Raw genomic sequence first — 24,553 nt, 5'->3', positions numbered from 1 at the left:
GGAGGGAGTTAAAAGTTACAAGTTAAGAGTTAAAAGTTGGCTCCGCCCATTCAGCTTTCTGATTAGGCGGAGCCAACTTTTAACTCTTAACTCTTAACTCTTAACTCTTAACTTCCTTTAGGCAAGGCGATTGATGCAGTTCAGGTCTTCGAACGCAACTTTCAGGCGTTTGACCATGCTGTCTTCGCCTTTGCGCAGCCATACGCGCGGGTCGTAGTATTTTTTGTTCGGCGAATCCGGACCTTCGGGGTTGCCGAGCTGCGACTGCAGGTAAGCTTCTTTCGACTGGTAATAGTCTTTTACGCCTTCCCACATCGACCACTGCATGTCGGTATCAATGTTCATTTTGATAGCGCCATACTGAATGGCCTCACGGATTTCTTCCCGGCTTGAGCCTGAACCGCCGTGGAAAACGAAGTTCACCGGCATCGGGCCCGTTCCGAATTTCTCCTGGATATAGTCCTGCGAGTTTTTCAGGATGACGGGCTGAAGCTTCACGTTGCCGGGCTTGTAAACGCCGTGGACGTTTCCGAAAGCGGCCGCAATCGTGAAGTTGGGGGAGATTTTCAGCAGTTCTTCGTAGGCATAGGCTACTTCCGAAGGCTGGGTGTACAGTTTGGAGTCATCCACGTCCGAGTTGTCCACGCCGTCTTCTTCACCGCCCGTTACGCCGAGTTCGATTTCCAGCGTCATGCCCAGCTTGGCCATCCGCTCGAAGTATTTGGCGCAGATTTCGATGTTTTCCTCGATCGGTTCTTCCGACAGGTCGAGCATGTGCGAGGAGAACAGCGGTTTGCCGGTTTGGTCGAAATGCCGCTCGCCCGCTTCCAGCAGACCGTCGATCCACGGCAGCAGTTTCTTGGCGCAGTGGTCGGTGTGCAGAATCACCGGGACGCCGTACAGTTCGGCGATATTATGCACGTGCAGCGCCCCGGAGATGGACCCGGCGATGGCTGCCTGCTGTTTGTCGTTGGGAAGGCTCTTGCCGGCGTAGAAAATCCCGCCGCCGTTGGAGAACTGGATGATTACCGGGGAGTTAACGGCTTTAGCCGTTTCCAGCACGGCATTGACAGAATTCGTACCGACTACGTTTACTGCGGGCAGTGCATAGTCGTTTTCGTTGGCATGACGGAAGATTTCGGAAACTCCTTCGCCCGTTACAACTCCGGGCGTGAAGCGGGTGGCTACCTCACTCATAGGCTTGTCAAAAAAGAGTTTTAACAAATAGGAATAAAAAAGGATAAAATTAGCCCCAGCAGGGTCAGGACTGGCTTTATCGGAATATCACCGCAAAGTACAATATATTTTAGAATTGGCCGGTCTCGCTTCCCGAAATCTTGTCTGTCGTTCTCATCGATTATTATTGGGGCTTTGTTATTTTGGGCGAAACATTCATCGTTTCCTAACCCTGTGAACACTCTTTTTTTCTGTCCGATGTGGGGACTGGAATCCCTCGGTTATGCGGAGGCAGCCCGCCGCGTGAAAGCCGCCGGTTACGACGGCATGGAAATCGCCGTCTGGGACGGTAAATACGACGAAGCCGTCAAGGCCGTCCGCGACAATAGCCTGGAACTGGTGCTGATGGCCTTCTGTGTCGGCAATACCTTCGACGAAATGAAACGGAGCTACCGGCAATGGCTCGACAAAACGACTTCCTACAAGCCGCTGTTTGTCAATTCGCATACCGGCAAGGACTTTTTCACCTTCGAGCAGAATGCCGAGCTGATTCGGCTGGCCGCCGAGGTGCAGAAGCAGACCGGCGTGCGGATCGTCCACGAGACTCACCGCGGCCGGTTCACCTACAGCGCCCCGGCCACCCAGCATTACCTGGCGAATTTCCCGGATCTGCGCCTGACGGCCGATTTTTCGCACTGGGTCAACGTGGCGGAATCCTATTTGGCGGACCAGCCCGAAAACGTCCGCCGGGCCATCGACCGTTCCGAGCACATCCATTGCCGGGTGGGCCAGCCCGAGGCCCCGCAGGTCAGCGACCCACGCGCGCCGGAATGGAAAGACGCGCTGGAAACCCATGCCAAATGGTGGGACGCCATCCGCACCGCCCAGCAAAAGGCCGGAGCCCGGACGCTGACCATCACCTGCGAATTCGGCCCGGCCCCGGGGTATCTCCCCACGCTGCCCTACACCCAGCAGCCCGTCGTCAGCCAGTGGGACGTGAACGTGTTCATGAAGGACTTCCTGAAAAAGCGGTGGAGCGTCTGAATGGTTTCCTGGCAGGTTTCGTTGAATAAATTATTCCATCACATGAGACATGGACAAGCAGCAGTTGATTGAAACAATAGATCGGCTGAACGATCAGCAACAACAGGAGTTACTGGAGTTCGCCCATCAACTCCTCCACAAATCGGAGAAGAAACAAAGACTGGCCCGGCTAGCGGGAACAATCTCAGAAGAAGATGCCGGTCGCATGAATTCAGCAATTGTCGAAAATCGAATAATTGACAGAAATGACTGGTAATTACCTTCTGGATACCAATATAATTGTAGCGTTCCTGAAAGGTGAGAGCAGTATTGTGGAGCGGGTCGTATCACCAATTGAACTGAAGGTCTGTTCAATAATTATCGGCGAACTACTCTACGGCGCCTACAATTCAACAAAAGTTGAAGCCAATTTGGAGCGAGTTGAGCAGGTGAAAGAACTGATTGATTCGATTCCGATTAATGACGGAACAGCAGCCGTATACGGGCGATTGAAACAGCATTTAAAGCGCAACGGCACTCCCATTCCTGAAAATGACGTCTGGATTGCGGCTATCGCTTTGCAAAATAACCTCACGCTGGCAACCCGGGACAGGCATTTTGACAAAATTGACGGGCTGGTCGTAGAAAACTGGTGACTATGGCTGAAACAATAAAAGACCTTTTTGAGGTCTTCCCCCGCCCCGGTCGGCTGGACTGGATCGGCATTCGGCCCGTTCGGCGGGAGGCCGTTGACGTTGTCAGTGAAGCGATCCTGAGCGAAACGGAAGGCATTCAGGGCGATCATTATTCGGGGCGGAGCGGCAACCGGCACGTCACGCTCATCCAGGCAGAACACCTGCCGGCCATTGCGTCGTTTGTCGGGCGTGAACAGCTCGACCCCGCCCTGCTGCGGCGAAATCTGGTCATTTCGGGCCTGAACCTGCTGGCGCTAAAGGACAAACAGATTCAGGTCGGGGAAGTGGTCCTGCAAATTACCGGACAGTGCCATCCCTGTTCCCGGATGGAGGAAACGCTCGGTCCCGGCGGTTACAATGCCGTGCGTAGCCACGGCGGCATGACGGCCCGGGTGGTGCAGGGCGGCCGGATTCAGGTCGGCGACACGGTCCATGTAAAACAGAGCAGCGCACCGTTGCCCGGTTAGGAAGTCCAGACGCGGACGCTGCTTTGTTACTATCAAAAAAAACACCGGAGCGCCGCTCCGGTGTCCTCAATGCATGCCTAAGGCATTCTGAAACTTCTTGTGTTTCTGTAAGATGGTATACGTCAGGTCGTAGTCCGAGGCGCTGAGGATGAAGTCGTCTTCCAGCTTACAGTAGTCCATAAACTGGTCGAGTTTGTCGCCGCTCAGGTCCGTGGCGTTGCCCGCGACCAGCCGGAAGCGGTATTCGGCGAGTTGTTTCCAGCGGTATTTCTGCCAGAGAACGGCCGCTTTCCGGTCGGCTTTGGCCTTTTTGCTGAACGCCTCGTAAAGCAGCGTCACGGGCGACTGCGCCAGCGAAAGGACCTGATCGCCGGTCAGCTTTTCGCGCAGCTCCGGCTCGGCCAGCGCCCGCTGCAACTCCCGGCGCAGCTCTTCTTCATGCTTGCCGATGACGGTTACTTCATTGAGCTGAACGACCTTTTCATCAGACAGTTCGCGTTTTGAATACATGACCTGCTCTTCCTGAACACCGTTCCAGCGAATGCCCGACCGGGCGTGCGTCTGGCTGGTGGCAATCAGCGAATCACCGGGCAGGGCCAGCACCACGAACCGACCGGCTTCGTTGGTCCGGGCTTTCTGGCCCGTGCGTTTGTTGAGGACCACCGCCCGGTTGACGCCTTTTTTGGTGTCCTGATCCAGCAGGCGACCCAGCACGTATTTCTGCGTGCTCTGGGCCTGCAGCGTTCCGGCAGAAGCCAGCAGCAGGATAAACAGGAACAGACGAATCAGTGGTTTTTGTGGCAACATCCCTTTTGGGTTGAGGGTAAGCTGCAAAATTAACGACCGCTGCCTTACTTTTTTGTTAAAATTTCCTAATTAAATGGCGCCGCCGGGTCAAAACCGGATTTCCTGCACCAGGTGAGTGGCTCGCTCGTCGCCGTTGATGCGAACCGTAGCCGTCAGCGGTTTCTGGCCCCAGTTGATCGTGATGAGCCCATAATTGAGCTGGGTGATCATGGCGCCGACCCGGTGCCGGTTGGGTTCCTCGTGCGGCTTCGAAACGTGCGTCAGGCCGCTGCTGGTGATGTCGAAAACGTCATAACCCAGCCCCGGAATACTTACCTTCGACACCTCCGCCATGTGCCGGTCGCCGCTGATGAATAGGGCTCCTTTGGGCTTGGTTTTGGCCAAAAGGTCCAGCAATCGCTGGCGGGAGGTTGGGAAGTTGGCCCATTTCTCGTACGGATGTTCTTCCGGCAACACCTGAACGCCGCTGCCGATGATGTGCACGTCGGCATCCGAGCCCGTCAGTTCGCGCTCCAGCCATTGCCACTGCGCTTCGCCCAGCATGTCGCCCGTGGGGTCCGGCACGTTGGCCCGGCCATCTTTTTTCAGCGGATCGCGGAAGTAGCGGGCGTCCAGCAGGATCACCTTCACCCGCTGCCCTTTCGGACCGTAAACGTGCGCGGAGTAGCCGCCTTCCTGCCGACGAAGCGGGCTGCTGGCGGGAACGTCCAGAAAATCGAGCATCAGCTGCTGGCTTTCTTTCCGGCGCGGGTATTCCTTGCCGCCATCGTTGACGCCGTAGTCGTGGTCGTCCCAAACCCCAATGATGGACGTCGATTGCCGCAGTTGCTGGTAGACCGGATTGGACTTCTGGCGGTTGTATTTCGCCTTCAACGTGTCCATATTTTCCGAATCCCCGTAAATGTTGTCCCCGAGCCAGACCCAGACGTCCGGTTTTTGGGCAACGATGTCATCCCAAAGCGGTTGCGGCCGTTTCTGGTCGCTGCACGAACCAAAGGCAAGGGTGGTGACGGGCTTTTGAGTAGATTGAGCGGTGTTTCGGGAGGACTGACAAGCGGAGAGCAGGGTACAGCCCAGCAAGCCAACGGCAATGAATCTGTTCATGATGATCAATTTGGTGGGGCAAAAATAAGCCAACTCCGCGCTGAAAACCCAGGTAGGGCGGCCTGAGCTCGATTATTTTTCCGTGAAATCTGCGCTTCCCGTCCGGCCGTAGGAACGTTCGGAGACCGGCATGTCCATCAACTGTTCCAGACGCAGTTCCGTAAAGTCGCGCACGACCAGGCTTACGTTGGTCAGTTCTTCCGGCTGGTGGGTAGTGGCCAGCCCGACGACTTTCGCCCCGGAAGCCAGTCCCGCCTGAATCCCCGGAATCGAATCCTCGAACACGACGGCCTCGGAAGGCTCGACACCCAGCCCGGCCATCGCCAGCAGGTAGATTTCGGGATGGGGCTTCGGATGCGTCACCCGCGAAACGTCCAGCAGCAGATCAAAATACGGCTCCAGACCCAGCGCCTCGACCATGAACGTCAGGTTTTCGGGCGGCGCAGAGGTCGCCACGGCGGTTTTGATTCCGGCGGCTTTCAATTCCTTCAAAAACGGAATCAGGCCCGGCACCGGCGCGGCATGCGGGGCGTAGACTTCCCGGAAAAGAGCTTCCTTGGCGTCGCCCATGCGGATGACCTCCTCCACGGGCAGGGTCTCGCCCTTCAGCAGGTACTCCACAATGGCGGCATTGGTGCGGCCGGAGACATGCCGGGCAAACTCTTCCTCGGTCAGTTCGTGGTTAAAATAGCGGCGGGCGTATTCCCCCCACGTAATCAGGTGATGCGGATTCGTGTCGGCAATCACCCCGTCCATATCAAAAATGGCAGCTTTCATTGGAAATGAATAATGAAAAATGAATAATGAACCGCGGCGGGCGGAGCAACCGCTGGTACTGTCGTGCTTTGCAAGTTTTGAGTTAGTATTTTTTCAATATCTTTGAATTACCTGTGGGACAAGATGGCTTCGGCCTCTTGATCCTGTGTAGTCCCGCTAGTCGGGACTATTTTTTTAGCCTGGTCCGATACGTTCTTTGTCGTAGTTGGAGAGTAACTAGGCTCGTACTCAGACCCGTTGCGCCAGAGAGCATAACATAGAGTAAGCAGCTTTTTCTGGACGGCTACATACGCTTTCATTTTGATGCGTGATCGGCTATAGACCCGCTCATAAAGGGCGGCACAGCCAGGTTCACCAAAACGCACCGCATTGAGAGCGGGTAGATGCAAGATACGACGAATGCGACTGTTCCCCTTTTTTGAGATGCGCGTCTTACCGATATGTTTGCCCGATTGGTTTTCCACTACGTCATAGCCAGCAAAGCTCACTAGTTGCCGTACGTTCTCAAAGCCCGTGAAGCCATTTGTCTCTGCCACTAGTGTAGCGGCCGACAGTCGGCCCAGCCCCTTGATGGCACTCAGCCGATCAATGCCTTCCCGTAAAGGTTGATCATCGTCCAGCAGATCATTAATGGCCTGACTGATTTCGGTCAACTGCCTGTCATAGAGAGTAATGAGGTTGTCAAGCTGTTTGAGGATGAACCCATCGCTGAACTGGCTGTACTCAATAGAGTGCTTTTGATTCTGGCTTTGGGTCTTCAGTTCCTGTAACCTTTGGTGTTGACGAGTTAGCATCCGCAGACTGTATATGTTCTTCGAGAGTGGTTGCCAAAGCGGCAGTTGCTGTTCAAGCGTCATACGAGCCAGCCCTTGTGCATCAATGCGGTCATTCTTAGACTTGAGACCCAGGCTTTTGAGGTAGTGCTTTGCTTTGTTTGGCAGGACCACACTGACCGATTGGTCTTTGGTAAACAGATACCAGGCCAGGGTCTCATGATAAACGCCTGTGGCTTCCATGACATAGCGAACCGGTAGGTCTGTCTGCTTACAGTGCTTTCCTAGCCAGGTCATTAGTCCTGAGAAAGCGGCCGCCTTGTTAACTAGTTTAGTGGTTCCTTTGACCGTCACTTTTCCGGTGGTGTCCATAACGGAAACACAAACGTGAATGGTGTCTTTGCCAATGTCAAAGCCCACCCCGTAACGTAGGAAGGTAGCTGTCGCTTTCATAGTGGATAAGGGTTAGAAGTGAACTGACCGCTTTTCTCGTCTTTTGCACATGTATGCAGGATTACAGTACAGAACCGTATCCATAGGTACTGTTGAAGTTACTGAGAAAAAGCAGGGTGGACAGATAGACCAGCGGTACAACATCGTCATCATAGACGTGTTAGCGGCGGAACCCGGGCTGCTGCCCACCCCTGTCAGGGACTAACCCAAAATTGCACTCTTTCCAACTATATCAAAGAAAACCAAAGATATGAGCGGCGGACCGCTATAAACTATAAACCCTAAACTATAAACCATTACAGCTTTACTTTTTTCGTCAGGAGGGCGGAGGCGAGCAGGAGGAGGGCCACGACGCCGAGGCCCCAGCTCAGGCCCCATTGCCCGGCGACAAAACCGATGACCGGCGGACCCGCCAGAAATCCGATGAAGCTGAACGTGGCGAAGGTCGCCAGCCCGGCCGCGGCCGGAATCCCCGGCACCCGCATGGACGCGGCGTACAGAATCGGGGCGCCCAGCGAACTACCGGCACCCAGCAACAGAAAGCCCAGCAGAACGGCTACGGGAATGGGCACCGCAATGGCCAGCACCAGCCCGGCCGTTGCCAGCAGCGCGCCCCAGAGCAGCAGCCGCTGTCCGCCGTAGCGCGGGATGATGGCGTCGCCCATAAATCGCCCGGCGGTCATGGCCAGCGAGAAACAGCCAAAGCCCAGCGCCGCCACCTGCCGCGAAGCGTCGGCGACTTCCCGGAGGTACACGGCACTCCAGTCCAGCGCCACGCCTTCGCCCATAGAAACGGCCAGACCGATGATAATCATGATCAGCAGCGCCAGATTCGGCCGGACAAAAGAGGTCGTGCTTTCGGCCGGAATAGTAGGAATCGACCGGATGACCGGCCGGACCGCCAGCGTCAGGGCCAGCACGCCGAGCGCCATCCCGGCCATGTGAACCGAGGGCGAAATTTTGAGGGCAATGGCCAGCCCGGCCAGTCCCGAGCCAATCATGCCGCCCAGACTCCACATGCCGTGGCAGGAGGCCATGATCGAAATGCCATCGGCTTTCTCCACGTCCGTCGCGCAGGTATTCATCGCCACGTTGAGCAGCGCCCCCGACAGACCGACCACAAAAAGCCCGGCAGCCATGACATAAACGTTGGGCGCGTTGATGGGGACGCAAATCGCCAGACACAGCACCAGGGCGCTCAGCAGGCAGGCGCGGGCCTGCCCCAGCCGTCCGACCAGCCAGCCCGTCAGCGGGTTCATCAAGATCAGTCCGACCGGCATGGCAAACAGGGCCAGACCCAACTGCTCGTTCGAAAGCTGTAGTTTTTCTTTGATAAACGGAATATGGGCCACCCAGCTTCCAAACAGGAGGCTGTCCGACGAAAAGACCAGACCGACCGCCCGGGCCCGTGGATTGGTGAAAAACGTGGTCAGGTTTTGCCGGAATAACCGACGCTTGCTGAACGGCGCTCCGTCAAGGGATACATTCATGGTGAGAGAGAGTTGTATTCTATACTTACGCTTACAAAAATAAGGCAACCGGGAGCGGAATGCTGTGCTTTAATTATCCAGTCCTGATGCTGTATTTGCTCTTCGAGAGAAAAGCTGGTTAATTTTTTGTTAATTTGGCACTAAACAGGTTTGGGCTCGCAGGATAAACGAAGAATCGGGCGGACTTTTTCCTTTTGTCCGGAGAAAGAAACAGCGGGCAGCAAAGCCAACGGCGGAAGGATGCGCCCGTAACCCGGTCGGGTGGCGACAAGCACCGCGATTAAACCTCCTTTTTATGAAACCTCAGTTTGAAAAAATAGAACCCGAGTTCGGCAGTTCCTTCCGGGTCATCCACAGCACCGCGCCGGACACCTGCTGGATGTACTGGCACTACCACCCTGAGTATGAAATTGTTTACATCCCGCGAGGGAACGGACGGCGGCATATCGGCCACCACGTTTCGGCCTATGAGGACGGCGAGCTGGTGTTTATGGGCCCGAACCTGCCGCATCTGAACTACAGCCACGGGGTGATCGGTGAATTTGAAGAGGTCGTTGTGCAGCTCCGGGAGGATTTTCTGGGGAAGGATTTTCTGCAAAGCCCCGAAATGGCCGCTATCCGCCGGTTGTTCGAGCGGTCGAAAGTGGGTGTTTCGTTCGGGGGCGAAACGAAACGGCGGGTCGGGGCGCAGGTAGCGGGTCTGGTCGGTCAGCCGCCGTTTGAGCGCATGCTGAACCTGCTCGCCATTTTTCAGCAACTCGCTACGTCCACGGAGTACACCGTCCTGAACGCCGAGGGCATTCACCTCGATCTGAACGGGCGCGAACAGGAGCGTATCAACCGCATTTACGCCTACGTGGACCAGCATTACACCGAACCCATCGACATCCGGGATGTAGCCTCGCTGGCGAGCATGACCGTTCCGGCGTTCTGCCGCTATTTCAAGAAAATGACCCAGACCACGTTCACCGATTTTGTGAACGAATTCCGGATTACGCAGGCCCGCAAACTGCTGACCACCGACCGCAGCGTGGCGCAGGTCTGCTACGAAAGCGGCTTCAACAACCTCTCGCACTTCAACAAGGTCTTCCGGCATCGGACGGGGCAGACACCGGGCGGCTACCGGCGGGCGCTCGGATTTAAGGAATAATTTGCCAAACTTCCCGCCGTTTTCCTCAAAATCGCCGTCAGAATGCCCCTGCAAACACCCCGCTTCGAAACCTTACCGCCCACCGGAATGGTCGGCATCCGAATCCGCACGACCCTCGCCGACAACCAGACCTCCGTTCTCTGGCGGCAATTCATGCCCCGCCGGAACGAAATCGGCAACCCGGTCGGTACGGATTTGTATTCCGTGGAAGTGTACGACGCGGATCTGGATTTTGCCCGCTTCACGCCCGAAACGCCTTTCGAAAAATGGGCGGCCGTTCGGGTGACGGATGCGCCGCAGGTGCCGGAGGGGATGGAGACATTTACCATTCCGGAAGGGCTGTACGCGGTTTTTGTGCACAAAGGCCCGTGGCGTACGTTCCCGCAGACGTTCGGCTACATTTTTGGCACCTGGCTGCCCGCTTCTGACTACACGCTGGACAATCGGCCCCATTTCGAAATCATGCAGGAAGGCTATGACCCGAACCGGGAAGATTCGGAAGAAGAAATCTGGATTCCCGTTCGACCGAAAATTGGGTAGGGGCGCCGGGGAGCGGGGCCAATCGCTTTGCGGGAAGAATGAAAAGAAAAATTCATCCGGCTTTTCTGATAATCAGCCCGTTCTGTACATTTGACAAGGCTGATTCCGGCCGCCTTTTCTCCTGAACCCTACCACATGATCTCTCCAATCGCTACGCTCATCGTCGGGGCCGGCCCCTTTGGCCTCGGACTGGCTTCCTATTTGCAACGCCGCCGCCACGATTACCGCCTTGTCGGCAAGCCGCTGGAGTTCTGGGAGCGCCATATGCCTAGGGGCATGCTGCTGCGCTCAAGCGCAAACTGGTATCTTGACCCAGATCACGAGTGGACGATTGAACGCTTTTTTGCCCAGCATCATCCGGACCGGGCACCCGCTGAGCCGATTTCCCGGGAGCAGTATCTGGCGTACATGAGCTGGTTTATGCAGCAGTCGGAAATTGGTGCGCAACCGCACTACGTTCGCCATTTGACGCGCAACGGCACCGCCTTTACGGCCGAACTGGAAAACGGAGAAACGATTCGGGCCAGGAACGTGGTGCTGGCAACGGGCTTTCGGGATTTTGCCTGTTACCCGGCGGGTTTGGTGGCCCGACTCCCCGAAGGCCGTTACCAACACACCTGCGACGCCGTAAACCTGGACCTGTACCGGGGAAAACGGGTACTGCTGATCGGCGGTCGCCAGAGCGCCTTTGAAACGGCGGCCCTGCTTTGCGAGGCGGAGGCCGCTCACGTACACCTGAGCTACCGCCACGATACGCCCCGGTTTGTGGAAGCGGACTGGTCGTGGGTGGAAACCATCGTGGAGCAGATGGCCAGCCATCCTGCCTGGTTCCGCGAACTGACCCCGGAGCAGCAGGAAGCCTACCGGCATAAACTCTGGGCGGAGGGCCGTCTGAAGCTAGAACCCTGGCTGGAAAGCCGGATTTGCCGGGACGAAGTCACGCTGCACCCGCGCACGGAGGTCGCCTCGGTTACCCGGAAGCCGGACGATTCCCTGCTGGTGACGCTTACCGACGAAGAGACGTTTGTCGTCGATGACATTATTCTGGCGACGGGCTATCAGGTGGACATTAAGCGATTGCCTTTTCTGTCCGAGGCACTGCAGGAGGCCGTAGCGGTACGGAACGGTTTTCCGCTGCTGGACGTACATTTTCAAAGCACCGTGCCCGGTTTATACTTTAGCAGTTTCCCGGCGGGACAATCGTTTGGGCCCTTCTTCGGCTTTACCGTCGCGGTGCGAACGGCGGCGAAGCTGATTGGCGAAGCGGTTTGCTGAGCCGCATACCGGCTGCTTCCAACGGCTCATTCACCCATCATCTTCACCGCCAGCACGTGCTTGCACAGGCCCCGTTTGCCCTGATGACTGGTAAACCACTCGCAGGTGCAGCGGGCGCGGTCCCCTTCCAGAACGACCGTATGCGTTACGCCGCCCGATCCGCGAACCCGGGCTTCGGTATAACCGGCATGGTTGGTTAACAGTTGAATATCGTTGTCGGCCACCAGCTTGCGGGCAGACTTCAGACGCGGGTTCAGGCTCAGAATGCGGGCGGTTTTGAACGGCAGACGGCGGTAAAAGTGCTGGTTGTTGACCAGATCGAAACCCAGCAGCCCGATGCTCGCCAGTTGGGCCGTCAGCGTGTCCATCGTGCCAAACGACAGGTCGGCCTCCAGCGCCAGCAGACTGGGATTGAAGGTTTCGTTGGCCTTTAGAATGCCGTTGAGGCCATAAGCGAGTTCGAGCGGCAGGTCGGTGGTCAGGTGTTCGAGGGCCTTGCCTTCGCCCGAAAAGCCCCGGTAGGCATCGGCCGAAAACGCAAACACCATTTGCAGCGGCCCCATCAGCAGCACGAAGCCCGCCGCCTGCTCGTCGGGACTGCCATACACCGCCAGTCCGTCCACGAACGGCAGCAGCCCCTCCATCAGCCGCAGCCGGTGCGCCCCGCCGACCCGGATATTCGTGCCCGTTTGCAGGGGCGAAAACAGGAACTTCCCGGCCCGCTGCACCAGAAACAGATCGCTTTTGACGGTGCCTCTGGGCAGACTCTGGAACAGCTGCACCGCCTGCATCCGCGTCAGGGTAAAGGCCGGTTCCATGTCGGCGAGATAGTGCTGCACGCTCGTCAGGCCCTTGATCCAGCGGTTCGGCAGGGTCACTTTCCGCTCCACGGCCTTCGCTTTTTCGGTTATGACCGTCACGGACTGCTGCCCGACCGACAGCAGCATGTTTTCGGTTTTTGTCACGCCATTGAGGGCGTTGAGCATCGGCTCGTTGAAGTCTACATTGGTCGTGCCACTGGCCAGAAACTCGCCGTCAAGGCCTTCCGGCAGCACGTCGAGGCGGGCATAGACGCCATTGCAGGACGAAAAGCCTTCAAAACGGACCTGCCCAGCCCCGGCCGTGACAATCGGGTCACGGAGGGCGGCCAGTTCCTGACTGCTGAGGACAAACCGGGAGCGCACCGTTTTGGCGACCGTCATCAGGCAGCGGGCCGCGAGGTACGGCTGGGTGAGGCGACCCCAGAAAAAGCAAGGTACGCGGGCCACCTCTTCCAGTTCGCTCTGGTGGGCAAGGAGCAGGGCGCGCCCCGTTTCGGTCTGGTCGATGACGGAAGCGGAACGGTAGGCGTAATCGGGTTGCATGAAAAGGGAATTACGAATTAGAAATTACGGATTATGGGGTTTGGGCGAGGAGCCATGTTACCGGCAAGTGCTCCCGTTCACACGACTGTTTGTCTGCCTGAGATTGCACTTGTTTTGCCGAACTCATTGTAGCAACTGTTTGAGTCGCCGTACTGAAACTTGCTGTTGCCCACAAACGACTTCAAAGCTTTGTCAGCCTGTTCGTTTAATGTTTCCAAATGCAGGTTGCCGTACTTGCAAATACTACCAACAATAGTTTGGCCCTCATCAGTGAAATTGAAATTAGATAACGTGGCATTGCAGCGTGTCAGCCATGCAAGGTGTTTGACAAACGTAGGCAGTTCCGCAGTGTTCACCTGTAGAGCACCACAGAAACGCTTTCCAATTTTGTTAGCGGTCAAATACTCCTCCGCTTCTCTCACGGGTTTGTAGTCATTGTGCTGATACAGCCAGGGTGCTTCTGTGTCGCCTAGAAAAATCAATGTGTTGGCGTTAAAGGCTTTCGTCAATTTGGTCATCTCTATGCCTAAAGCCTTAACATGACCAGTAAAGGATTTGGAAGCAAGTACAAGAATGTAATTTTTATAAACCTTTGGATAAAAGAACTTTTCTTCGTCCTCGTCGTAACTCCTCAAAGGAAATGACCGGTACTGAGCTAAGCAGTCCTGTCGTTTGATTTTGGTTAACATGAGATTTCAATCGCGTTGATGCGTGACGTTAAATCCTTTGCGATGGCATGGCAACATTGTTATGCCTGCCTGGAACAAATGCTATATTGTTTTTTAATGTTGAAGTATAGAACCGAAGCTCAAGAGCGTAATGTAAATTGGAGTCACAATTGAGAAAGAATTTAAAGTAGATTGAGTAATGCTCAGCCATTCTATTTGCAAATGCAATGGTGGTTCTAGGGCATGGTCAATAAAGCTCTTTTCCTTCAGCATAAATGTCTAAATCCAATTCTGCGCCTAGTTCAATAATTCTTCTCATGGTAATTGGATCAAGATGCAGTCCCCACATTTGGTCATAATAGCCGAAGTATTGAATATTTATTATTACTGAATTAGCTTTTGAAATTTCACTGACTGGCATTTTGTGTGGTTCAAGATAATCCAAGAGTTTGCTTATTTTATTTTCTATATTGTCTGGTTCGTCAATGTCAATACCATATATTTTAAAGTCCTTATATATCTTGTCTGGCGTTAATGCTAATTCGTTGTCTATTTGATTTTTGATGCCTACGGAAAGATATACGGAAGTTCCCGCTTCTGTTTCCACTCAACGAATTTCAATTTCTTTCTCAATGTCTAAATAGATAGCACAAAAGAAATTTTCGTCTTGTACTGGAAAATATACAGTAGCACTTTTAGCTGATTTGTCAATTTTAATTCGTCTAACTACAGGGTTTCCTTTTTTAGTTTGCACTTTGAAAACTTGCAAAAACTGCTTTGTTGTCCCAAAAGTTGGGTTAAGGATTTCTTGGATAGCGGCTTGTTTGATTTCTTTCATTGGCTTAATGTTAGTTTGCCTTACGGCCAACTCGTTGCACTAGTATTGACAGATATATTTGTAAACTTCAAAAGTAAAAAACGCAAAGTCGTACTTCATAAAAAGTTGTCTCCTAAACAATACAAAATGCGCGTACTCATCATTTTTAGCATTGTGCTTTTTAACATCAACCCGACCAAGCTTCCAGACAAATTGAATTACTCCGTCGCTAGTCTTCTCAAAATGTCCGTACAAACCTTCTTCACCGCCCCGGCCGACTGCCAGTTTCGCAGCAGAGCGGCCGTTTCGGAAGACGGGCTTTCGGCCAGTTTGACGAGTAAATCAAAGTAAAGTTCCAGCAGTTTCTTCGTGTTTTTGGGCAAGTCCGCCAGCGCGGCGAAGTGGCCCAACAGGGCTTCCAGCGTGATCAGTAGGGCTTTGTTGTGCCGCGGGCTGACGTCTTTCACCAACGCCAGCGCATCCACGAGGCGCTGCACCGGGGCGTAGTTTCCGGCCAGCAACCAGCCGAGCCGGTCGCCGAGGCGGTAAGCGTCGAGGGTTTGCTGTTCAAAATGGTGAATCAGGACTTCGGCCCCCAGTGCGGTGGTTTCTTTCTGTTTCGCCAGCAAACCACAGGCCAGCACCAGCCCGGACATTTCCCGGAATTGAAAACCGGGCAGGATCATCAACCTGAGGGTAGCAGCCAAAACGGGAGCCTCTTCGGAAGCATTAACAGCGCCAATTTTTGCTATAAAGGTGAACAACGGCTCAGGCTGATGAGGAATAAGACTGTGCCAGTAGAAAATATCTACCAATGGGAGGTTGGCATAGTATGAATTATGTTGGGAACCTGTCAGGTCGTTGCTGTATAGAAGTGCGGCGTTGAAACGACTATGTTGTGGCATTTCTACCTGTAGCACATGGTGGGTATATACCGTATTTTGCCAGGATGTGGTGCTTGTCTGGTGGCGATAAACGGGTATAAAGGGAGCTTGTACGAAAGGTGAATTAGCAAAATCGGTATTGGAAAAGACCGCAAACCTTCCGTCTTGGTCAAAGGTTCGGGCGGCTACAGCCCATATCGCCTGAAGGTCTGACAACGGATTTGCTCGCTGAAAAGCAGCAAGAAGCCGTTGGCCTAAGGTGGAGGTAGGCAGTGGGATGTCAGTAAGCTGTCCGAGGCAGTACCGCATGAGCGCCTGTAGTTCATTGTTAAGGCGTTCACAAAGCGGAAGGGCATCCTCCACTTCTTCCCGCACGAGACGCGTAATCGCAAGAGCAAAATCAAGCGGATTTACAGTTTCGAGGGCGTTTTGGTAATCAAGCAGCCGCTCCAGCAATGTGCGGGGCCTGATCCAGCAGGGCGCATGTGTAGGTAGGCTCAGCAGGGGAAGCGTCGATCCGTTTACAATCTTTTTGTCTAAGTGCTGAAGCCGATGGCCCAGCGCCCGGAAACTGTACAGATAGGCATTAACGGAAGAATTGAAAGGTGTCTGACTGGTGGAGAGCCAGTGCAGTAGGTACTCTTTCATTAACTGTTTGGTAACCGATGGAAAGAACGTTTTGCGAAGGTTGGTTTCATAAACTTTCAAATCTTCCCGGTACGCCTCCGGCCTTTCGGCTGGCAATTGAAGCAGAGTGTTCAGAATCAATTCAAAATCGAGGGGGGCGTCTGTAGTGAAAAAGCGACCCATCAGAAACAAGAAGTCATTCCACGTCTCCGCCAGTTTCACTTCGTTCTCCGGCAATAGCCGCCGCACCGGCTTCGGCGGGGCGTACGCGTAAGTGACCGGCGCGACCGGCTCGGGGCTTTCGGGCGTCAGAAACGCTCTCAGCTCCGCCGCCACCGTGCCCAGCATCTGCGGGGTGTACAGCTTCAACTTGTCGGTCAATTCCCCGTCCTGCGGATTGCCGTATTTGAGCAACAGCGCGGCGGCTTTGGTTTGCAGCGGCAGGTCGTTCAGCGCAAACACGTCCGCCAGCAGGCCGGAAATGGCCGGTCGGAGGTCAGGGCTGCTTTTGGCCAGTTTGTCAAAAATGCCGAGCAGGGTTTTCAGCGCCACTTTGCAGTCGGCGCGCATCATTACGGGCGCGGCCCACTCCAGCAGGTCGGTGGCCTGAAAGCCGGGTTCGGCGGCCACCGTCTTCACTACGCCCGCCGCCCAGTTGACCACGTGCGGATGCGGGGCCGCCAGCAGCGGAAACAGCGCCGGTTGCAGTTCCAGCCATTCGGCCGTTGTCGGCTGGGATTGCTCAATCTGTTGTCGCCAGAAGGCCCGCAGATTAGTGTTCCAATCCTTGGTCTGTACGCTCAGGCAGCGCTCCAGAAACCAGAGGCGGTCGAGCTTACCGTCGGAGAGGAGGCGGGTGAAGACGAGGGGCCAGAGAAGCCGTCTTTCTCCTTTCCAGGTCCAGGGAATTTGGATATACCAGCCGCAGGAGTGTACGCTGACCTCATAGTCGAACAGGTGGGTAAGGTCCCGTTCAAGGACGGTTTGATCGGTGGTCAAAAAGTCAAGGTAGGCGTGAAACTGCTTTTCGCTCCCGGTGGACATTGTGCCCAGCGAATGCGCCGCCAACTCCGGCTCGAAATCGACCAGATTAGCCGTCTCCAGTTCTCGATAACGTTGGTATTCAATAACCTGCGAACCTTGACGCGCCAGATTCAGCAGATAGTCGGTCAGCCAGGCAGGTCGGAACAGATCCAAAGCCTGACGGACAAGCGCGGTCTGCTTATCGTTGACCAGAAGCTGGTAGATCGTCAAGTTGTTTCGGACATCTTCCCGGCGGTAAACCGCTAACTGCGAAAGATGAATAAGCGCTTGCTGCTGCTCCGACCCCCGTCTTCCCCAGTCCGACCCCGTGATGATATCGGTAAATTTACGCTCCTCAGGTTTTAACTCGACATAATCACACCAGTACCGTTCTGCCTGTTTGGTTTTTTTGCGCAGGGCTTCGTGATGTCGTCTGTCTACGTTCTGCAAAAAAGGCAGCAGACTCTCCGTCTGCGTTTTCCGAATCAGGGCGTCATACCGCGCCAGCACCGCTTCCAGTTCATCCGGGTCGGCCTGCTTTTCCGGTTTTCGGGCAGCGACGGGCAAGGCCACGCCGTCCACCACTTCCACGTAGCCTTTGCCGGTTTTTTCGCGGATAAGCTTGTCGGCTTCCCGCTGGCAGCGTTCGGGTGTATCGAAGGATTTGGTCAGACGTTGCCCGGTCGTGCCGAGGCGGCCGTAGGTGACGGTGAAAGACGTGTCCGCCGTGTCGATCTGCCAGAATTTGGCGGATTTGTCGTCGGTGAAGGTAAAATAGCGAGACATGCGTTACGGGAATACAGCCCGTAATTTACCAAAATTATCAGACAAAAGTCCGTAAAATCCCTGAAAAGAATTCGGCCCGCAAATCTGCTTGCGGGCCGATTAAACAACAAATCAAAGGCTACGCCCGGCTGGTTGACGGACTAGGCGGCGCTCATCCGGTCGGGCATGCGTTCTTGCTGTGCCACCAGGGCGTTCACTTTTTCGTACTCGGCCAGACTGCCGATGTCGTACCAGTAGCCGTCCATCGGCACCGAGACGATTTTACTGCCTGCCTGCACGGCGTCCGAGACCAGATTCCACGCCTTGTACGGGGCATTCAGCGGAATCAGCGAGAGCAGCGACCGCCTGAAGAGGTAAATGCCCGCATTGGCCTGAAAGACCAGCCGCGGCTTTTCGCAAATGCTCCGCACCCGGGCCTCTTCCACGTCCAGAATCCCCCACGGAATGCTGACTTCGTGCCGGAAGGACGAAACGGCCATATCGGCTTCGTTGGCGAGGAGGTCGGCGTAGAGCGTCCGTACGTTCACGTCGGTGTACAGGTCGGCGTTGATCAGCAGCAGATGGTCATGGTTCCACTGCAACGGTCGGCCCAGCACGCCTGCGTCGCCCATCGGCACTTCTTCGCGCAGGTAACGGAGCCGCAGGCCCCGGTCCCGGCCGTCGCCGAGGTGCTCCATAATCTGTTCGGCCCGGTAGCCCACCGTAACCGTGATGTCGCGGATACCCTGCCCGACGAGGTGGTCCAGCAGCCAGTCAATGACCGGCCGCCCGCCCACTTCCAGCAGCGGTTTCGGTGTCGAATCCGTCAGGGGCGAAAGCCGGGAGCCCCGCCCGCCCGCCGCCACAACCGCGCTGACGGGCAAATGCTTGGTCATCATACAGAACAGGGGATCGAAAGGGTCAGGATGCAGGCACAGGAACGGATTGCTGGTGAAACGACCGGACGAGCCCGCAGACGGTCTGGAGTTCGTCGTCCGTGATGGAGGTCGAACAGGGAAGCATGATGCCTTCCCCGGCGACCGCGGCGGTATGGTCGTGGCGGCTGATGTACCAGTCCTGCGTAAACGCGGGCAGCCGGTTCATCGGAATCCAGAGCGGACGGCTTTCGACCCCGTTCTGGGCCAGGTGCTGCACCAGTTCATCGCGGCGCGGCGTGCGCACCACCACGTGCCAGCAGTTGGACGAAACGCCTTCGTTCAGCCGCTGGAAACGGAGGCCTTCCAGCCCCGCGAATGCCTGTTCATAAAAGCGGTTGATTTCCTGTTTCCGGCGGACAAAATCGGGCAACAGTTCCATCTGGGCCACGCCCATCGCCGCCAGAATGTTGACGAGCCGGTAGTTATAGCCCACCTCGTCGTGCAGGTATTCGAGCGTGGAGGCTTTGGCCTGCATCGTCAGGTGTTTGGCGCGTCGGGCGTCGGCTTCGTTATTGGTCAGAATGATGCCGCCGCCGCCGGTCGTGATGATCTTGTTACCGTTGAAGCTCAGGCAGCCCATCCGGCCGAAGGTGCCGGCATGTTGACCCTTGTAGAACGAGCCGAGGGCTTCGGCCGTGTCTTCGATCAGAATCAGGTGGAACCGTTCGCAGAGGGCCAGCATCCGCTCCATGTCGAACAGATTGCCGAGCACGTGGACGGGCATCAGGGCGCGGACGGGTCGGCCCGTTGCCCGGTGAATGGCCGTGCCGTCGCGCAGCTCGGTTTCATTTTCCAGAAACTCTTCCAGCAGATCGAGGTCGAGCAGGTAGGTGTCGGGGTCAATGTCGCAGAGCAGCGGGTGGGCGCCCATGTATTTGACCACGTTGGCCGTGGCGACAAACGTCAGGTTCGGCACAATGACGAAATCACCGGGCTGGATGCCCGATACGATCAGGCTGATGTGCAGGGCGGTGGTGCCGCTGCTGACGGCTACAGCATGGGCCGCTCCGGTGTATTCCGCCAGCGCTTTTTCGAAGCGATTGACGTACTGGCCGGTGGCCGACACCCAGTTGGTGTCGAGACAGTCCTTGATATAAGCCCATTCGTTTCCGGCGAGATGGGGCACGCAGAGGGGAATCATGGGTAGGTGGGTTTAGAAAATGCAATGAATAATGAACCGCGGCGGCGGACCGCAATGAACCGCGGCGGACCGTAATGAACGTGACCGGACCGCAGTTAGATGTTACGGTAACGTTCTGAATAGGAATCCGAGATAAGCCCGTTGCGGATCAGGCGGTTCACTTCGCGAATGCCTTCCGGCACGGTGCGGGTAATCCGGAAGCCCAGTTTGCGTCCGATCTTGTCGCAGTTCACCCGGTAGTCGCGCGGATCTTCGTCCTTGTGGACATACTGCACTTTCAGGTCGGGCACCACGCGGTTGATCTCTTCCACGAGCATCTTCTTGGTGTAATTCTCCGCCGTATTTCCCACGTTGAACACCTCATGCCGAACGGCGTCCTCCTCCGATTTGAGGGTCAGGGCCATGGCGTTGGCGAGGTCGTAGACGTGGCAGTAGGGCCGCCAGAACTGTTCACCGAAGATGGTCAGTTCCTGCCCGGTCGTTACGTCGCGGGTGAACTCGTTGACCGTCAGGTCGAAGCGGATGCGGGGCGAGATGCCGTACACCGTGGCGAAGCGCAGGATGGTGAAAATCATCGGCGAGTCGGTCCGGCTCATCAGGTATTGTTCGAACTTCACTTTTGTTTCGGCATAATGCGAAACCGGCGCCAGCTCAGATTCTTCCGAAACGTAGACCGACGGGTCTTTCATTTTCCCGTAATTGCTGCAGGTCGAAGCGAAGACAAACCGCTTCACGCCCGCTTTTTCGGCTGTTTCAAAGAGCAGTTCAGACGCAACGCAGTTCACTTCCGTCGCTTCTTCCGGGAAAATCCGGCAGGCGGGGTCGCCCACGATGGCGGCCAGATGGCAGATGGCATCCACGCCTTCCACCGCCCGCTGCACATCGCCCGGAATCCGCAGATCGCCCTTCTGAAATTCAAACTGCGGGTGGGACATCACTTCAAGCAGCGCTTCTCCGCCAAATTTCAGGTTGTCGATCACCCGAACCCGGTAGCCTTCGTTCAGGAGAATACGCACCAGTTGCGAGCCGATGTAACCGGCCCCGCCCGTCACTAAAACTGTGTTAATCATGCAGGTACTGATTGTTTATGGGTATTGAAACGATTGAAGCTGGCAACCAGATCGCGGTGCACCGCGTCCGGAGAAAAATACTCAATCAACTCCCTCGAAACCTCACCCATCGCCGCAAACCGGTCGGTCGATTGAATGATAAGCCGCATTTTTGCCACCAGATCGGGCACGTTTTCGGGGTTGAAAGTGTACCCGTTCACGCCCTCCCGGATCAGATCGGGAACGCTCCCGCACCGCTCGGACACCAGTACCGGAAGCCCGTAGATCATGGCCTCGTTGACGGCAAACCCGAAGGGCTCAAACAGGCTCGGCAGCACCATCACATCCGCCAGCGTATAGCGGCCCGGCACTTCGTGCCACTCGCAGGGGGGCAGCATCCGCACATCCGAAACGGCTTCGGTCCTGATGAGGGCTTCCAGATCCGCTTTCTGTACGCCGTTTCCGCTCAGAATCAGGCCCCAGTCGGCGGATTCCGGCGTCGTGCGTTTCAGTTCAGCGAAGGCTTTAACCAGAAAAAGCAGGTTTTTCTCGGGAGCGAACCGGCCGGCAAAAAAGAAGTTGTACCGCGGAAGCTGCAAACGAGCCTTCGCTTCTTCGCGAGCCGGGAGAGCCTGTCGGTACAGCGCGTCGAGGGCCTCGTTATCGACCCCGATGTTGCGGATGGTAAATACTTTTTCGGGCGCGCCGCCCAGTTGAATAATGTACTGGCGCGCCGCCGTGCCGAGGCATAGAAAGCCGTCGCAGAGGCGGACAAAAACCGGCTTGAGCTGCTCTTTCCACCAGACCCGGCGGCGGCTGATGGCCGTGGTTTCGATTTCGGCCAGGACCCGGATGCCCCGCAGTTTGGCGTAGACGAGTACGGCCCAGCTTGCGGGGTTATAATACCCGTTGAGCTGAATCAGGTCGGGTTTATAGCGCCGGACGCCCCGGAGCAGGGCCAGGGTCCGGTCTTTCAGGCTGATTTTGTCGGTACTGGTATTGAAAAGGAGGTCGTAGCTGTACTGGTGCTGACTCAGATCGGCTTCCCCCAGTTCGGTGCGGCCGGGCTCAGTGGCGGCAATCTGCAGGACGTGAAACTCAAATTCGCCGGTAGCTCGGGCATGCTGGTACAGCCGCGTATAAACGGCCGCCTTGTAATGACTCCACAGCACGCTGTGAATGGCAAGGACGCGCATAACAAGTTAAGGTCGGTAGGGGTACAGGATGAACAACGCGGAACGGACAGTCTAAACATATGACCGCCTGTTTGTGTATGTTCAAATGTAACTTTTCCCTAACAAGTTGCAAACCCCTCATTTGCCGGACAATAAAAGTTGCGCCGCCTTTTTATCTTACGGTAAGGCGAACGCAACGTAACTGTCTCCTTTCTTCGTGCCGAGCTTCGTCCCGCCGCAGGCGACCACGACGTACTGTTTACCGGCGACTTCGTACGTACTCGGCGTAGCGAAGCCCGCGGCAGGCAGTTGGGTCTGAAACAAGAGTTTGCCGGTTTTCCGGTCGAAGGCCCGGAACATGCCGTCCTGCGTGGCGGCGATGAACAGCAGTCCGCCCGCGGTCACGACCGGGCCGCCGTAGTTTTCCGTGCCGGTGGGCGGGATGCCTTTGGCCGTCAGGGCTTTGTGCTCGCCAAGCGTGACCTGCCAGAGGTGATTGCCGGAGTTGAGATCGATGGCCGTCAGCGTACCCCAGGGCGGCCGGATGCCGGGATACCCCTTGCTGTCCAGAAACTTGGTGTAGCCGTTGAATTTGTACCGGACATACGGCGCTTTTTTGCCCGCCTGTACCGTCGCTTCCACTTTTTCATCCCCGAAAAGATAGGCCGTCAGGGCCTGTTTTTCGGACTCCGAAAGGCCCGAAAAGCCCGGCATCATGCCCTTGCCGCTGGTGATGAGCTTGTGAACATAATCCCGCTCGCGCCGCTGCCCAATGTTGACCAGCGACGGATAGCCGCTGGACGGATTGCCTTTTCGTTCCGGGCCGTGGCAGGTGGCGCAGTTGAGCGAATACAGCCGCTGGCCGGGACTAAGGTGAGCTAGCTGCTCTTCGCTCGGCGTGTCGCGCAGGCTGAGCAGCCAGGCCATTTCGTTGGCGTTGACGTACATAATGCCGTTCGGGTCGACCGCCGCGCCGCCCCATTCGGCTCCGCCGTCGAGGCCGGGGTAAACAAGCGTGGGTGTTTTGCCGAGCGGCTGGAAAACACCTTTGCGGGCCCGCCGGTACGTTGCCAGCAGCGAGTCCCGGTTTTCGGCGTACGGATTCAGATCGGCTTCCGCGATGGTTTGCCGGGAAAACGGCGCGGGTTTCAGCGGCAGCGGCTGCGTCGGCCAGGTTTCTTCGCCGTCCAGGTCCGTTTTCGGAACGGGCGTTTCTTTGATCGGGAAGAGGGGCTTGCCCGTCACCCGGTCGAAGACGAACACGTGCCCCGACTTGGTCACCTGCGCCACGGCGTCGATTTTGCGGGGCCGTCCGTCGGGGCCGTTTTGGGTAACGGTTACGAGGTTGGGCGGGGCGGGAAAGTCGCGGTCCCAGACGTCGTGGTGGACGGCCTGAAAATGCCAGAGTCGCTTGCCGGTGCGGGCGTCGAGGGCCAGCAGGCAGTTGGCAAACAGGTTGCTGCCTTTGCGGTTGCCGCCGTAAAAATCGAAGGCCGCCGAGCCGGTCGGGACGTAGACGATACCCCGTTTGCGGTCTACGGCCATGCCCGCCCAGTTGTTGGCCGCGCCCACTTCGGTATTTTTGTAGACTTCTTTCGGCCAGGTATCGTAGCCGAACTCGCCGGGATGAGGAATCGTCCGGAACGCCCAGACGAGCCTGCCCGTCCGCACGTCGAAGGCCTGAATGTTGCCCGGAGCGGCGCTGGAGCCTTCGTCGAGGCGGAGCGGCATGATGATGAGGTTCTCGAAGAGGGTCCCCGGCGTGTTGGAGATCACGAATTTGTCCTTGGCGGTTTCGCCCAGGCCGCTTTTGAGGCTGATACGGCCACTTTCGCCGAACGTGGCAACAGGCTGTCCGGTTCGGGCATTGACCGCGTAGAGCCACGAGCCGAGGGCAAACAGGATCCGTTCGTCCTCGCCGGACCGCCAGTAGGTGACGCCCCGGTTGGTGTTCAGGCCGTTGACGTTCTTTTCGGAAAAACGCCATTTTTCGGTGCCGGTGGCGGCATCCAGCGCAAAAAGCCGGTTGGTAGCCGTAACGCCGTACAGCGTCCCGTTGACCATGATCGGGTTGCACTGCGCCTGTCCGGAATCGCCGCTATGGTATTCCCAGGCCATTTTCAACTGGCTGACGTTGGTGGTATTGATCTGGTCGAGCGGAGAGTAATGATTGCGGTCGGGGCCGCCCAGGTACTCGGGCCATTCGCGGGAAACAGCATCTAAGGAGGCTTCCGGACGGGTGGCCAGAAGCGTGACGGCGGTAATGAACGCGGCGGGGAGTAAAATTCGTTTCATAGTCGGTCGTGGACCGGGATTACACAGATTTGTGGATGAACCTGATCGCCCAGCGAGGCGAAGCATTCTACTTAATC

General features: G+C 56.3%; 23 protein-coding genes. 7 read left to right on the top strand and 16 right to left on the bottom strand.

The genetic code is table 11. The annotated features are described in order from the left end of the window. Positions 1 to 117: 117 nt before the first annotated feature. Positions 118 to 1,197 (bottom strand): class II fructose-bisphosphate aldolase, encoded by a 1,080-nt coding sequence (fbaA, locus tag ORG26_RS03310; RefSeq protein ID WP_266367101.1) that lies wholly within the window; start codon positions 1,195 to 1,197, stop codon positions 118 to 120. A 213-nt stretch (positions 1,198 to 1,410) separates the two neighbouring features. Here fbaA and ORG26_RS03305 point away from each other — a divergent pair, with 213 nt between their 5' ends. From ORG26_RS03305 to ORG26_RS03290, 4 genes are read left to right on the top strand one after another with little or no spacing between them, the layout of a single operon-like run. After that, positions 1,411 to 2,220, top strand: a complete 810-nt coding sequence (locus ORG26_RS03305) for a sugar phosphate isomerase/epimerase family protein (protein ID WP_266367100.1) — start codon at positions 1,411 to 1,413, stop codon at positions 2,218 to 2,220. 49 nt (positions 2,221 to 2,269) lie between these two features. Continuing rightward, positions 2,270 to 2,476, top strand: coding sequence for a hypothetical protein (locus ORG26_RS03300; RefSeq protein ID WP_266367099.1), 207 nt, complete (start codon positions 2,270 to 2,272; stop codon positions 2,474 to 2,476). Further along, positions 2,466 to 2,855: a type II toxin-antitoxin system VapC family toxin gene (locus ORG26_RS03295; RefSeq protein WP_266367098.1), complete on the top strand. Its 390-nt coding sequence runs from the start codon at positions 2,466 to 2,468 to the stop codon at positions 2,853 to 2,855. Before ORG26_RS03300 ends, ORG26_RS03295 begins: the two co-directional genes overlap by 11 nt. A 2-nt stretch (positions 2,856 to 2,857) precedes the next feature. Then, positions 2,858 to 3,361, top strand: a complete 504-nt coding sequence (locus ORG26_RS03290) for an MOSC domain-containing protein (RefSeq protein WP_266367097.1) — start codon at positions 2,858 to 2,860, stop codon at positions 3,359 to 3,361. A 66-nt stretch (positions 3,362 to 3,427) separates the two neighbouring features. On the opposite strand, the gene ORG26_RS03285 is transcribed toward ORG26_RS03290, so the two are convergent. The 5 genes from ORG26_RS03285 to ORG26_RS03265 form a co-directional block, all read right to left on the bottom strand. Continuing rightward, positions 3,428 to 4,168, bottom strand: a complete 741-nt coding sequence (locus tag ORG26_RS03285) for a hypothetical protein (RefSeq protein WP_266367096.1) — start codon at positions 4,166 to 4,168, stop codon at positions 3,428 to 3,430. An 87-nt stretch (positions 4,169 to 4,255) separates the two neighbouring features. Beyond that, positions 4,256 to 5,272: an alkaline phosphatase D family protein gene (locus tag ORG26_RS03280; protein ID WP_266367095.1), complete on the bottom strand. Its 1,017-nt coding sequence runs from the start codon at positions 5,270 to 5,272 to the stop codon at positions 4,256 to 4,258. 72 nt (positions 5,273 to 5,344) lie between these two features. Next, entirely contained in the window at positions 5,345 to 6,049 is a 705-nt protein-coding gene (locus tag ORG26_RS03275; RefSeq protein WP_266367094.1) for an HAD family hydrolase, read from the bottom strand. Between the two features lie 107 nt (positions 6,050 to 6,156). Beyond that, positions 6,157 to 7,275, bottom strand: a complete 1,119-nt coding sequence (locus tag ORG26_RS03270) for an IS110 family RNA-guided transposase (protein ID WP_266366121.1) — start codon at positions 7,273 to 7,275, stop codon at positions 6,157 to 6,159. 296 nt (positions 7,276 to 7,571) lie between these two features. Continuing rightward, positions 7,572 to 8,765: an MFS transporter gene (locus ORG26_RS03265; RefSeq protein WP_266367093.1), complete on the bottom strand. Its 1,194-nt coding sequence runs from the start codon at positions 8,763 to 8,765 to the stop codon at positions 7,572 to 7,574. A 295-nt stretch (positions 8,766 to 9,060) separates the two neighbouring features. Here ORG26_RS03265 and ORG26_RS03260 point away from each other — a divergent pair, with 295 nt between their 5' ends. The 3 genes from ORG26_RS03260 (at position 9,061) to ORG26_RS03250 (ending at position 11,730) form a co-directional block, all read left to right on the top strand. Then, positions 9,061 to 9,915, top strand: coding sequence for a helix-turn-helix domain-containing protein (locus tag ORG26_RS03260; RefSeq protein WP_266367092.1), 855 nt, complete (start codon positions 9,061 to 9,063; stop codon positions 9,913 to 9,915). Positions 9,916 to 9,957: 42 nt separating this feature from the next. Then, positions 9,958 to 10,455, top strand: coding sequence for a GyrI-like domain-containing protein (locus ORG26_RS03255; protein WP_266367091.1), 498 nt, complete (start codon positions 9,958 to 9,960; stop codon positions 10,453 to 10,455). Between the two features lie 135 nt (positions 10,456 to 10,590). After that, entirely contained in the window at positions 10,591 to 11,730 is a 1,140-nt protein-coding gene (locus tag ORG26_RS03250; protein ID WP_266367090.1) for an NAD(P)-binding domain-containing protein, read from the top strand. Positions 11,731 to 11,756: 26 nt separating this feature from the next. Here the strand turns inward: ORG26_RS03250 and ORG26_RS03245 are convergent, their stop codons facing one another. The 10 genes from ORG26_RS03245 to ORG26_RS03200 form a co-directional block, all read right to left on the bottom strand. Beyond that, positions 11,757 to 13,094: an SWIM zinc finger family protein gene (locus ORG26_RS03245; protein WP_266367089.1), complete on the bottom strand. Its 1,338-nt coding sequence runs from the start codon at positions 13,092 to 13,094 to the stop codon at positions 11,757 to 11,759. Between the two features lie 77 nt (positions 13,095 to 13,171). Then, complete coding sequence (locus tag ORG26_RS03240) at positions 13,172 to 13,783, bottom strand: hypothetical protein (RefSeq protein ID WP_266367088.1); 612 nt, start codon at positions 13,781 to 13,783, stop codon at positions 13,172 to 13,174. A gap of 226 nt (positions 13,784 to 14,009) precedes the next feature. Further along, positions 14,010 to 14,369 (bottom strand): DUF4279 domain-containing protein, encoded by a 360-nt coding sequence (locus tag ORG26_RS03235; protein ID WP_266367087.1) that lies wholly within the window; start codon positions 14,367 to 14,369, stop codon positions 14,010 to 14,012. Continuing rightward, entirely contained in the window at positions 14,370 to 14,600 is a 231-nt protein-coding gene (locus tag ORG26_RS03230; protein ID WP_266367086.1) for a hypothetical protein, read from the bottom strand. Between the two features lie 197 nt (positions 14,601 to 14,797). After that, entirely contained in the window at positions 14,798 to 17,899 is a 3,102-nt protein-coding gene (locus ORG26_RS03225) for a DUF6493 family protein (RefSeq protein WP_266367085.1), read from the bottom strand. A gap of 140 nt (positions 17,900 to 18,039) precedes the next feature. Further along, entirely contained in the window at positions 18,040 to 18,777 is a 738-nt protein-coding gene (locus tag ORG26_RS03220) for a sugar phosphate nucleotidyltransferase (protein WP_266367084.1), read from the bottom strand. Positions 18,778 to 18,799: 22 nt separating this feature from the next. Next, positions 18,800 to 19,957 (bottom strand): LegC family aminotransferase, encoded by a 1,158-nt coding sequence (locus ORG26_RS03215; protein WP_266367083.1) that lies wholly within the window; start codon positions 19,955 to 19,957, stop codon positions 18,800 to 18,802. Between the two features lie 95 nt (positions 19,958 to 20,052). Continuing rightward, a complete protein-coding gene (locus ORG26_RS03210; protein WP_266367082.1) occupies positions 20,053 to 21,027 on the bottom strand; it encodes an NAD-dependent epimerase/dehydratase family protein in 975 nt (324 codons plus the stop codon). Further along, entirely contained in the window at positions 21,024 to 22,202 is a 1,179-nt protein-coding gene (locus tag ORG26_RS03205; protein WP_266367081.1) for a glycosyltransferase family 4 protein, read from the bottom strand. The genes ORG26_RS03210 and ORG26_RS03205 overlap by 4 nt, the downstream gene beginning before the upstream one ends. Positions 22,203 to 22,358: 156 nt before the next feature. Then, entirely contained in the window at positions 22,359 to 24,476 is a 2,118-nt protein-coding gene (locus ORG26_RS03200) for an outer membrane protein assembly factor BamB family protein (protein ID WP_266367080.1), read from the bottom strand. Positions 24,477 to 24,553: the final 77 nt, after the last annotated feature.

Source organism: Tellurirhabdus rosea (assembly GCF_026278345.1).
Lineage (GTDB): Bacteria > Bacteroidota > Bacteroidia > Cytophagales > Spirosomataceae > Tellurirhabdus > Tellurirhabdus rosea.
The sequence above is the reverse complement of the archived record's forward strand: the minus strand, read 5'-3'. Positions and strand labels throughout refer to the sequence as shown.